The sequence below is a fragment of the Flavitalea plasmicola genome (assembly GCF_030546645.1).
Classification (GTDB): domain Bacteria; phylum Bacteroidota; class Bacteroidia; order Chitinophagales; family Chitinophagaceae; genus Puia.
Map to the genome: position 1 here is coordinate 126832 of NZ_JAUOTO010000003.1, position 11265 is coordinate 138096.

Here is an 11265-nt window from a genome sequence, read left to right on the forward strand (position 1 = left end):
TATATCAATTTTATTATTATATAGCATGCAGGATGCATATGTTCCTCCGTTCTTAGGCTCCAGGATTAGTAAACGCTGGCAATACCTGCTCAGCATTCAGTCCGTTTGTCTCGTATCCGCCGTCTGCTTCCTTTTTTCCGCTTATATTGGTGCTGAAGTCGTCGCCTTTGTCCTGCTGCTGACCCTCTCGCTGATCGCCATGTTCTTCGATATTCTCCCCGTCCTGCTAACTGCGGTGCTCAGCGCCCTGATATGGGATTATTTTTTCCTTTTACCCCGCTATAACTTCCGGGTAGGCAATACGGAGGACGAGATACTTCTGTCCATGTATTTTGTTATTGCGCTGGTGAATGCCGTTCTTACTTTTAAAATAAGGCAGATTGAAAAGATCGCCCGTCAAAAAGAGGAAAAAGCTAAAACCCTGAAATTGTATAATACATTGCTGAACTCCCTTTCTCACGAGTTCCGGACCCCCATCGCCGCGATTATCGGCGCAACGGACAACCTGCTGGAAGAGCCATCGCGCCTGTCCAGGGAAGATAGTAAAAAGCTCCTCACCGAAATATCCGTCGCATCCATGCGTCTCAACCGGCACGTGGAGAACCTGTTGAACATGTCCCGTTTGGAATCCGGCTTTATACAGCCTAAAAAAGATTGGCACGACATCCATGAGATGGTCTCTTCCATCCTGCATCAGCTGGAAGAGCCGCTGTTCCTCCGAAAGCCTGAAGTGGCCATCAGCGATGGCTTCCCCCTGGTCCGCCTGGACTATGGTCTCATGGAGCAAGTGCTGTATAACCTGCTTTTTAACGCCGCCCTCTATACGCCTGAAGGAAGCTGGATACGCATCAGCGCAGAAGGTTTCGACGAGCTCCTGGTCATCATCGTGGAAGATGACGGCCCAGGCTTTCCTGAAGAGGAGATCGATAGAGTGTTTGAGAAATTCTACCGTCTGAAGGACTCCCGCATCGGCGGGTCAGGCCTGGGGCTGTCTATTGTCAAAGGTTTTGTGGAAGCGCATAATGGCACGATAGCGCTGACTAACCGGCCCTCCGGTGGCGCCCGCTTTCTCATCAGCCTGCCGGCATGTCTCCCTGCCCGCTGCAATCCATTGCCCAGCGAAAACCTAACGCTTCAACTATCCGTATCATGAACCCTACAGCAGAGATCCTGGTCATCGATGACGAGACCTCCATTCGTAAGATATTGGAAATCACCCTGCAATCCAACGGGTATACGACCCTCCAGGCTGCCACCGGCCGCGAAGGGCTGCAGATGACAGCCGTACATTCTCCTGATCTGATCTTACTCGACCTCGGCCTGCCGGATGAAAGTGGACATGCCACTTTGAAAAAAATGCGAGAATGGTTTGGCAAGCCCGTCATCATCCTTTCCGTGCTCAACAGCGAAGAGGACATCGTGACGGCCCTCGACAATGGCGCCAACGATTATCTCATCAAGCCTTTCCGCACCGGCGAACTGTTGGCCAGGATCCGATCTGCCCTTCGCAGCGCCGGACCGGAGGACGATGGTCCCATCATCCGTCTCAACGGGCTGGAGATCGACCTGGCCACCCGCACCGTAAAAAAGGACAACGAGCTGCTGAAGCTCACCGCTACCCAGTACGCCCTGCTGGCGCTTTTTGGAAAAAATGCGGGGAAAGTCCTCACCCATCAATATCTGCTCCGCGAAATATGGGGCTCTGACTTTGTCGATCAGCTGCAATACCTGCGCGTATTCATCGCCCAGCTGCGAAAAAAGATCGAAAAAGACGTCAATTATCCTGAACATATCATTACTGAATCAGGGGTAGGTTACCGCTTTCTGGCGGGCAGCAACTAAAATTACCGCTATATTTGCGCTGTCCATTATATCCCTATTATGATCACTCAGGAAGTACTCATCGAAGCCAGGAAACTATGGGACTATCATCATTTGAATCATATCCCTGAAAAAGCCGATTGCATCCTTGTATTGGGCAGCCATGATCTGCGGGTTGCCGACAGAGGGGCTGATCTCTACCTGCAGGGCTGGTCGCCCATCCTCATCTTCTCCGGCGGCCTGGGCAACGTGACAAAAGGGATATGGAAAGATCCCGAGGCCGACAAGTTTGCCCGCATTGCCCTCGACAAAGGCGTTCCGTCGGAAGCTATCTTCATCGAGAACCAATCCACCAATACAGGAGAAAATATTCTGTTTACGCAAAAGCTGCTCCGGGAGAAAGGCCTTGACCCTCAAACTTTCTTACTTGTGCAAAAGCCTTATATGGAAAGAAGGAGCTATGCCACTTTTAAAAAGCACTGGCCTGACAAAAAGCTCATCGTCACCTCTCCGCAGATCAGCTTCGAAGGTTATCCCACCGATGAGATCCCCATGGAAAAGGTTATCAATATTATGGTCGGCGATCTCCAGCGCATCCGGATCTATCCTGCCAGGGGGTTCCAGATCCCGCAGGACATCCCTGATGAGGTCTGGGCGGCTTACGAACGGCTGGTCGCATGGGGTTTTACCAGTCACCTGGCTACCTAAAGGTGCCTGGCTCCATTGACAGGATGCGAATTAAAAACTATCTTTAAGGCGTAGAGAGCAAAAGTCATGACCAGACCCCTTGTGTTCGCATTGCTCTGTTCTTTGGCTGTACCCGCAGCCCGTTGTCAGAAGACAGAGAAATATTTCGACTATCTCTGGCGTGCCACGGATGTCGCTCATGCGCGTTTTTACAGCATCGCCGAAAACACAGATTCCGGCTGGCACAGGAAAGACTATTATTTACGCAGTCTCACTTTGCAGATGGAAGGTCTCTATACGGACAGTTCCTGTAAGGTCCCTTCCGGCTATTTCCGTTATGTCCATCCCACACGTATTGTCGAATCGTCAGGTACTTACCGCAACGGTAAGAAGCAAGGCCTATGGCTGAGCTATTTCAGTGACGGCCTTATGGCGGATTCCACCGTATATGACAACGGCATTCCCATTGGCGTCCGCATCGGCTGGTATCATTCCGGCTATCTGAGAGACTCCGGTAACTACAAACCGGATGGCAGTGGAGTACATATTGCCTGGTTTGACAATGGTAATCCCTCTGTTGCCGGCCGCTATGCGCCCGGATATAAAAAATACGGTAAATGGCAATACTTTTATAAGGCAGGAGGGCTCAGCGCTACAGAGATCTACGATGCCGGGGGAAGGTTGCAGGCAAAAACATTTTACGACGAGAAAGGGGCGCCATTGACTGACACGACCAATGATGACAGGGAAGCATCATTTCCCGGTGGACAGAGGGCCTGGGCCAACTACCTGGGCAGGGCCCTGTATTTTCCCGATCAGTATAAGATCTCCAACGCGGACGAAGCAACAGTGGTAGTAAGGGCCACCATCAATGAAGATGGCAAGGTGATGGACGCGGAGGTGGAAGTCCCTTTTTATCCTGCCTTTGACAAGATAGCTCTCGAAGCCATACGTCGTTCTCCTGACTGGATCCCCGCCATGGATCATCACCGGAAGGTGAAAGGCACCATCCGGCAGCCTGTCACCTTCAGCCAGCCCGTCCAATAGCCCGCCTACAGGTATCTCAGCCAGCGCTTTTCGGGGTGAAGGGTCTTGTAACGCCCATACCAAATGCATAGAGGATACAATGATGCGACCACGCATAACCATACCAGGTAGACCCATGGAAGACTGATCCCGCTGTTGGGGGGCCTGCCGAACTGAAACGTCCCAAATTCCAATTGATCGGCATGGAAGCCTTGTAAAAAGACCATTGCCAGCATCAGCAGATGAATAAGGTTCCAATGTATCAGGTAATAGAACATCGGCACTTTGCCATACACGGTTGCTATCCGCGTAAAGGCGCTTTCCTTTCCGTCGATGAAGGAAAGGAAGAGAAACAGGAGGCCCAGGGTCACCAGCGTATAAAGCAGGGAAGGCGGGTATTTGCTGACATTCATAAAGGACATGAAAGTGAATATAGGGCTCTTCTGCACGCTCCACGGGGCCTGGTCCCCATATACATTGGCGGCTCTCAGCAATATGAAGAGGCCCAGGGCGATCAGCCCGATACGGCGCAATTGTTTTTTGCGCACCTCGATGGGTGATTCGAATAGCCTGCCGCAAGCAAATCCCGCCAGCATGAGGCCGAACCAGGGCAATACGGGATAGCCAAAGATCAGGGTCACATTACCCAGTTTGACAATGCCGCCTCCGAAGGACCAGGCGCCTGCCACCTGCAGGCCCGTAATGGAGGTCATGGGTATCAGCAGCAGGAGATCATGCAGACATATGATCGACAGTCCTATAATGCCCAGCGTTTTGGGTGAAAGCTTATACATCAGTCCCAGGCCGATGAACCCAAACCCGATGGCGGCAATGACCTGGAATATAATAGACCGGAAGTGAATGTCATACCAAAGGCTGAAGTTGACAAGGGTCAGCTCCAGCGCTACGAGAAAGATCCCCCTTTTGAACAGCCACCGGCGGCTTTCCCGGGCATCTCCTTTCCGGGCAGACAGCCACGCGGAAGCACCTGACAGGAAGACAAAGCTGGGAGCGCAAAGATGGGTGATCCAACGCGTAAAGAAAAGAACGGGCGTCGTGGTGGCCAGGTTAGTGGGACTTTGGACGATGGAATCTGCATGCAACAGGTCCCTGGTATGGTCAAGTGCCATAATGATCATCACCAGCCCCCTGGCGATGTCGATGGAGTAAATTCGTTTCATAAATACTAAATGTACCAACCCTCCCTTGCCGGAACAAGTAAAAATTCAACCTCCGTGCAGAAATTCGACAAAGTGTGTTTTTTTGTCGACGGATGACAAGGTCCGTGGTCACTTATGCCTGCAGCCGACGTTTCACTTCCTGACTATGCTCCCTGGATACAGGGATGGCTTTGCCGTGGATATGCACGCAATTGTCCACGAACAGGTTGATCTTGTCCAATGCCACGGTATAAGAACGATGGAGCCGAAAGAATTTTTCAGGTGGCAGCTTTGCCGTGATATCCGTGAGCGTCTGATGGCAGAGATATTCCCCCGCTGCCGTAAGCACCTTCACATAATCTTTCCTGCTTTCAATGTACAGGATATCCTTCATCGCCACCTTTACCAGCTCTTTGTCCACTTTCAGGAAAATGTGATCCACTCCTTTCCAGCGGTTGAATTTTTCCATGGTCTGCTGCAACCGGGGAAAAGAAAATGGTTTTACCAGATAGTCCAGGACTTCCAGCTCAAAGCCTTCCACGGCAAAATCCCGGTAAGCGGTGGTGATGACCACGGCAGGCCGGTGAGCCAGGCTTTTCAGCAGGCTGATCCCGTTGAGGCCCGGCATCTCAATGTCCAGGAACAACAGGTCGAAATGGCCTTCCTGCAGGCGCCTGAGCGCTTCGATCCCATTCCCGCAACAGACTGGGCGGATCTCCAGCCTTTGCAGATAGGTTACTACCACATCGATTGCCAGCGGCTCATCATCCACGACGAGGCAATGGAGCGCGTTCATGACAGCGGGATTTTTAGTTGTACTTTGAATATACCATCCATCCGTCGCAGGTCGAGAGAATAGCCAGTCCCATAAAGTATGTCCAGTCTGCGGGAGGCATTCTTCAACCCTATGCCCCCTTGTTCTTTTTCTTCCGGCTCCTGTTGTGCGGGATTGGAGACCTCGAAGAATAGCCAGTCTTTCCGTACATCCAGCGACAGTTCGATCCGTACAGGACCCATCCGGTCTTTGAGTCCATGCTTAAATCCGTTTTCCACGAAGGCCAGCAGCAGCAGCGGCGGCGTCCTTACGGCGGCAGTATCCCCCTTTTTTTCAAAGCAGAGCGTCAACCGTTGCCCGAAGCGGAGCTTTTCCAGCGCCATGTAATTTTCCAGGTTGGCAATTTCCTTGTCCAGCGGAACGGTGGCGGCGCCGGATTCATATAACATATAGCTCATCAGGTCGGAGAGCCGCAGCACTACTTCAGGCGCTTCTTCGGACTTTCGGATGGTGAGTGAATACAGGTTGTTCAACGTGTTGAAAAAAAAGTGAGGATGGATCTGGGATTTAAGGAAGCTCAATTCCGTCTCGATATGCTGCTTTTCGCGCTCCCGCCATCGCTCCTCCTGCAACATCCAGTCCTTCAGGAATTTAATGCCCGTTGTCAAACCGACCAGGGAAAGGATATTCAGGCTCTGGATGCCCCAATTACCCAGCGTAAAATCCATCACGTAGGCAAAGGCCGTTTCCCCCGACAGCATATATTGTCTGTGCAACCAGATAAACAGCGCCGTTTGCAGGAATATGCATGCCAGCAGGGTGGAAAAATAAAGAATGTATTTTTTCCTGAACAAAAGCAATGGGATCAGCACATAGATATTGAGGTATACCTGCAGCATGTCCGGCGGCAGCAGGGTCAATAGCTGCAGAAAAAAGGTCCAGTGCCGGACCTGGCGAACGTTCACCGCGATTAGTGCCGCCGAAGAAAAGAAGCATAGCCAGAACAGTGAATGATACAGCCATCTCCTGCGGAAAAGCCCTGCATAACCTTTACCGGCGGAAAAGGCAGGCAGCTTGTTAAGCAAGACGTGCTGTTGGGAGGAATAAGACAATTTTGTTGGGATTGCCTGGTAAAAGTACGGCGGATAGCTTATATTTAATCGCTGGAAAATAGAAAATGAATAACACTATGATCCTTAACCCGGGTAAAAAATACATCCTACTTCTGTTTCTGCTACCGGCATCGATGCTGTCCCAAGCGCAGGGGGGTATGAACCCGGAGCCGGCCGCCCATTCTTCCCGTCTCTCCTTCACTCTCTCCGCCGGGTATCAGTCCGAAGATCTCCGTTGGTCCATTGCAGGCAACACACAGGGCGCCAACCCGAATATCCTCTCGGAGTTGAAATGGAAGAAACTGGCCGGTCCCACCCTGGAGGCTGCAGTGAAATGGAAATGCTGGAAGTCATTCGAATTAGGCTCCACATTTTCCCATCATTTTATTACCTCCGGCAGCGTCACCGACATGGATTACCAGGGAGACAATAGAACCAACCGTTCCTATTATGGCGCATTCGATGCCAATAAGGGCATGAGCTTTTCCTGGCGGACAACGTTGGGATATCCGTTCCACTTAAGCCGTCTGGTCACGCTTACTCCCAGCCTGGGCTATGCGCTGCACAGGCAATCACTTTATTTGTTGTCTTCGGACCAGTCGGGTGCAGCAGCAGGGCTTAAGAGTACGTATGCCACAAAATATGAAGGCGCCGTCATAGGTCTGCGGGGAGATCTTCACTTTTCTGCGCGTCTTTCCCTGGAAGCCGCCTTGTTTTACGACATCGTGCACTATAGGGGAAGAGCCAACTGGAATCTTATCTCCACTTTCCGCCATCCCATCAGCTTTGAAGACCAGGCGAATGGATATAATCTTGAAGGGAATGTAAAATTGAACTATTCCCTCAACGGCAGGTGGATGTTCTTTCTTGCCGCGGGCATCTTACATAGCGCGACCGGCACGGGTACCGACTGGCTTTATTTGCAGACGGGGCAGAATATTCCTACACAGTTCAATGGAGCAGTGAGGGACTACGTCAGGTCGGCAATAGGCGCCCGGCTGTCTTTATTCTGATCTTTTTTGGGTGATATAACGATAAATCGCTTCCTGCGAACGCACCTGCAACTCTCCTGCGGTGACCGGCACATTATTGAGGCCCGCATCCAGCATAACCGCCGCGACATTATCCGCCGTCTGCAATCGAAGGATCTCCTTTATTTCCTTGCGCAGCTGCTCGTCATATAACGGGAAGCATACTTCGATCCTGCGGTAGATATTCCTATTCATCCAGTCGGCAGAACCGAGGAAGATCTCTTCCTGTCCATTGTTGTGAAAGACGAATATACGACCGTGTTCCAGGTATTTGTCCACGATCCTCCGGATGACGATGTTTTCGCTCAACCCGGGTATGCCCGGGATACAGCAGCAAATGCTGCGTACGATGAGCGTGACGGATACGCCTGCATTGGAAGCCTCATACAATTTATTGATCAATACCCGCTCTTCCAGGTTGTTGAGCTTGATGGTGATGGAGGCAGGCAGTCCGAGCCGTACATTGCCGATCTCCCGGTCGATGAGTGAAAGGAACCTGTCCTGGAGATTGAACTGGGCCACCAACAGATGTTTGAACGGTATCTTTTCAGCATTGCGGGGTTCCTTGCGCCGGCTGAGGAAAATGAACAATAGCTCCAGCTCCCGCATCAGATCGTGATTGCCTGTCAGCAGGATATGGTCCGTATAGAACCGGGCCGTTTTTTCATTCAGGTTCCCTGTTGCCAGCAGACCATAATAGACCATTCGCCCCTGCACCTTTTTTTTTACCAGTGCTACCTTGGCATGCACTTTCAGGGCAGGGATGCTGTAAATGATCCTGACGCCGGCCTGCTTCATCTGTTTGGCCCATTGGAGATTATTGGCTTCGTCAAACCGGGCTTTCAGTTCTACGAATACCGTGACCTTCTTGCCATTACGGGACGCGCTGATCAGGGCATTGGCGATCCGCGAGTCCCGGGCTATACGGTACATGGTGACATAGATCTCTTCCACGGCGGGATCGATGGCTGCCTCATTAAAGAATTGAAGCACGGGATCATAGCTCTCATAAGGGGCATGCAGGAGGATGTCGCCTTCAGCTATGCGATCAAATACCCCGGGATCACTGTCCCCCTGGAACCGAACAGCCGGCCAGGCAGGATAGGAGAGGTGTTTGTCCTTTACAGGGAAAGAGGCCAGATCCCGCAGATTATGATATCGGCCTCCTTGCACAATGGATGCATTATGAATTCCCAGGGCATCGACCAGCGACTGCAGTATGCCTTCGGGTATGCCCGGCTGGTGTAAGAACCTGGTGGCCAGGCCGGCGTCTCTTTTTGCCAGCTTCTTTTCTATTTTATCCGCGATATCTCCTTCGTATTCGTCTTCCAGCTCCAGCTCTGCATCCCTGGTTATTTTTATACTACAGGCCCCCTTCACCGGCAGACCTGGAAAGATAAAGTCCAGGTTGTCTCTTATGATGTCGTCGATGAAGAGAATGTATTTGCGTCCCTCATCTTCCGCGGTAAAAAAACGGGAAACGCTGTCAGAAGGTATGTTGAGGATATAAATATCCTGTGCCGGTTCGCCAAGGACAACCGCAAAATAAAGTCTTTCATTCCCCGGGAAAAAGCTGTCTTTTGCCATGGATAAATGCACTGGCTGCAGAAAAGCCAGCAGCTCCGTATGGAAGTATCCGGCAGCGGCCTTTTTCACCGCAGCAGGCACGGACAGGGAATAAGGCATGGCCGTTTGAGCCGCAGGCTCATAAATGAATTCGATTCCCTGTTGAGACAGCTGGGGCAGCACATTATCTACCAGGAGCTGGCCATAATGCGTCAGTTGACGGTCCACCTCCTGCGTGATCTTTTGCAGCAAGGCAGCGCTGTCAGCGCCGGCCACCGTCTCTTTCGCTTTTTTGATCTTGCCCAGGGCGGCCAAAGCAGGCACCCTGACCCTATAGAACTCATCCAGGTTGGAGGAGTAGATGGACAGGAAATTCACCCGCTCCAGCAACGGCGTCGCTTCCCGGGCTGCTTCTTCCATTACGCGGTAATTAAAGGAGAGCCAGCTCAGGTCGCGGTCGAAAAAGGAGGTATCAGGCATAATATGTAACTTGGCCGTTCGGTTGGTATTCTTATCCTCCGCAAAATACTGATTTTGAGAACAGAACTGAAGAAATTAGACGAGCAGCGGGATCTATTCAGAGGGGTGTTTAAAAAATACGGCCTTAAGTCCGGCTATAAAGGGTCTTCCACCGAGACCGTCCTGCTGACGGGCATCCGTGATGGTAATGGAAAATTAATATCGGACCATCTCTGGTTCAATATGACGAAAGGCTTTGAGAAGTTGGGAACATTGAAGGAAGGGGATATCGTTCAGTTCGAAGCGCGGGTGAAAAAGTACAGGAAGGGTTATGTCAACCGGCAGGCTGGGATCGATCAAAGTAAATTCGACTATAAGCTGAGTCATCCGACGAAGATCGAGCGGGTGCCGCAATAGTTTTATACCAGCGGTAACTACATCTTTCCTGTTTTTCTTATTTTCGTATAAACCAGCAAAACGGCCATCATGCTCCTCCTCGCCATCCTTCTTCCATGCGTGTCATTCCTTCTGCGAGGCAGAATACTGCACTTCATTGTCTGTTTGATCTTACAGATCACCCTCATCGGCTGGCTGCCCGCCGCCATCTGGGCCGTCGTCGACCTGCAGAATTCCAGGGCTGAAAGAAGGAACCGCCGTCTTATCAGGGAGATGAAACGCTGACCCACTCACTGACTTGCCGACTTATTCCTTTTCCTGTATTCCACGGGAGAATACCCCATTAGTTTGGAGAACATCCGGGAGAAATAATATTGATCGTCCACGCCCAAACTGATCGCCATCTCCTTTACGGTCATGTTGGTGAGCAATAGGTATTGGCAAGCCTTCTGGATCTTCAGGTGGTTGAAATATTCGATAGGCGAATAGCCTGTCTTTTCCCGGAAAACTGCGGAAAAGTGAGATACTGATAACTTGGCGAAGTCCGCGAATTCCTGCAGAGACACGATCGTGTGGATCTTTTTCTGCATGAGCTCTATCGTAAGCGCGATGACATCCCCTTCTTTCCTGTTCTCTATATAATTGAACTTATCCTCATACAGCAAGGAGGAAAGGAAATGGTAGAAGATCATATTGACGTAGCGAAGATTGTCCTGGCTGTAGCCCTTCTCGAGGTTGGCATAGATGTCCGCGAATAGCTTTATCCTGTTCTCGTTATAGGCAAGCTCCGGTTGATAGTTCTTCGAGTTCTGCAGGATGAGCTCCACGATATAGGCCGCAATTTCACCTTTGAAATGTATCCAGTAAATAGTCCATGGATCCTTCTCATTGGCCGCATACTTATGTGCGACATTGGCGGGAATCGCAATGAACTGGGAGGGGCCGATCTCCATTCTTTTTTTGTCGATCTCGATCCAGCCCCTTCCCTCCACACAATAGATAATGATATGCTGGCTGATGCCGCCGGGCCTTTCAACATAATGAAATTTAGCCTTTGGATAATGTCCGATGTCAGTGATATACGTCTGCCGGGTGATGGGATCTTTGGTCAAAAACTCCGTCATGATCTTCTTGGGAAGAACGATGAGCTTTTGCCCTTCGAATCCCTGCCGCTTGCGTAGCGATCTAGTTCTTTCCAATTCATATGGATTTTATGCAAAGTACGAAAAGCA

Annotated in this window: 12 protein-coding genes; 7 read left to right on the forward strand and 5 right to left on the reverse strand. The window is 50.9% G+C overall.

Annotated features, from left to right (window positions below; translation table 11 throughout):
• Positions 1–25: 25 nt before the first annotated feature.
• The 4 genes from Q4E93_RS10585 (at position 26) to Q4E93_RS10600 (ending at position 3555) form a co-directional block, all read left to right on the forward strand.
• Positions 26–1153, forward strand: a complete 1128-nt coding sequence (locus Q4E93_RS10585; protein WP_303584983.1) for a sensor histidine kinase — start codon at positions 26–28, stop codon at positions 1151–1153.
• On the forward strand, positions 1150–1842 hold the full coding sequence (locus Q4E93_RS10590) for a response regulator (protein WP_303584985.1): 693 nt from the start codon (positions 1150–1152) through the stop codon (positions 1840–1842). Before Q4E93_RS10585 ends, Q4E93_RS10590 begins: the two co-directional genes overlap by 4 nt.
• A gap of 39 nt (positions 1843–1881) precedes the next feature.
• Entirely contained in the window at positions 1882–2529 is a 648-nt protein-coding gene (locus tag Q4E93_RS10595; protein WP_303584987.1) for a YdcF family protein, read from the forward strand.
• 66 nt (positions 2530–2595) lie between these two features.
• Positions 2596–3555 (forward strand): TonB family protein, encoded by a 960-nt coding sequence (locus tag Q4E93_RS10600; protein ID WP_303584989.1) that lies wholly within the window; start codon positions 2596–2598, stop codon positions 3553–3555.
• Positions 3556–3560: 5 nt separating this feature from the next.
• Here the strand turns inward: Q4E93_RS10600 and Q4E93_RS10605 are convergent, their stop codons facing one another.
• The 3 genes from Q4E93_RS10605 to Q4E93_RS10615 all read right to left on the reverse strand — a co-directional run bounded on the left by Q4E93_RS10605 (position 3561) and on the right by Q4E93_RS10615 (position 6581).
• Positions 3561–4715 carry an acetyltransferase domain-containing protein gene (locus Q4E93_RS10605; protein WP_303584991.1) on the reverse strand — a complete coding sequence of 385 codons (1155 nt, stop codon included), beginning with the start codon at positions 4713–4715 and terminating at the stop codon, positions 3561–3563.
• A 112-nt stretch (positions 4716–4827) separates the two neighbouring features.
• Positions 4828–5490, reverse strand: coding sequence for a LytR/AlgR family response regulator transcription factor (locus tag Q4E93_RS10610; protein WP_303584993.1), 663 nt, complete (start codon positions 5488–5490; stop codon positions 4828–4830).
• Complete coding sequence (locus tag Q4E93_RS10615; protein ID WP_303584995.1) at positions 5487–6581, reverse strand: sensor histidine kinase; 1095 nt, start codon at positions 6579–6581, stop codon at positions 5487–5489. Before Q4E93_RS10615 ends, Q4E93_RS10610 begins: the two co-directional genes overlap by 4 nt.
• 77 nt (positions 6582–6658) lie before the next feature.
• Between Q4E93_RS10615 and Q4E93_RS10620 the strand changes: the two genes are divergently transcribed.
• Positions 6659–7594, forward strand: a complete 936-nt coding sequence (locus Q4E93_RS10620; protein WP_303584997.1) for a hypothetical protein — start codon at positions 6659–6661, stop codon at positions 7592–7594.
• Here Q4E93_RS10620 and ppk1 read toward each other — a convergent pair.
• Positions 7586–9658 (reverse strand): polyphosphate kinase 1, encoded by a 2073-nt coding sequence (ppk1, locus tag Q4E93_RS10625; protein ID WP_303584999.1) that lies wholly within the window; start codon positions 9656–9658, stop codon positions 7586–7588. The genes Q4E93_RS10620 and ppk1 overlap by 9 nt on opposite strands.
• 54 nt (positions 9659–9712) lie before the next feature.
• Here ppk1 and Q4E93_RS10630 point away from each other — a divergent pair, with 54 nt between their 5' ends.
• Both Q4E93_RS10630 and Q4E93_RS10635 read left to right on the forward strand, forming a co-directional pair.
• Entirely contained in the window at positions 9713–10054 is a 342-nt protein-coding gene (locus Q4E93_RS10630) for a hypothetical protein (protein WP_303585001.1), read from the forward strand.
• A gap of 69 nt (positions 10055–10123) precedes the next feature.
• Positions 10124–10318, forward strand: coding sequence for a YqaE/Pmp3 family membrane protein (locus Q4E93_RS10635; protein WP_303585003.1), 195 nt, complete (start codon positions 10124–10126; stop codon positions 10316–10318).
• A gap of 5 nt (positions 10319–10323) precedes the next feature.
• Here Q4E93_RS10635 and Q4E93_RS10640 read toward each other — a convergent pair whose 3' ends face one another.
• Entirely contained in the window at positions 10324–11232 is a 909-nt protein-coding gene (locus tag Q4E93_RS10640; RefSeq protein ID WP_303585005.1) for an AraC family transcriptional regulator, read from the reverse strand.
• Positions 11233–11265: the final 33 nt, after the last annotated feature.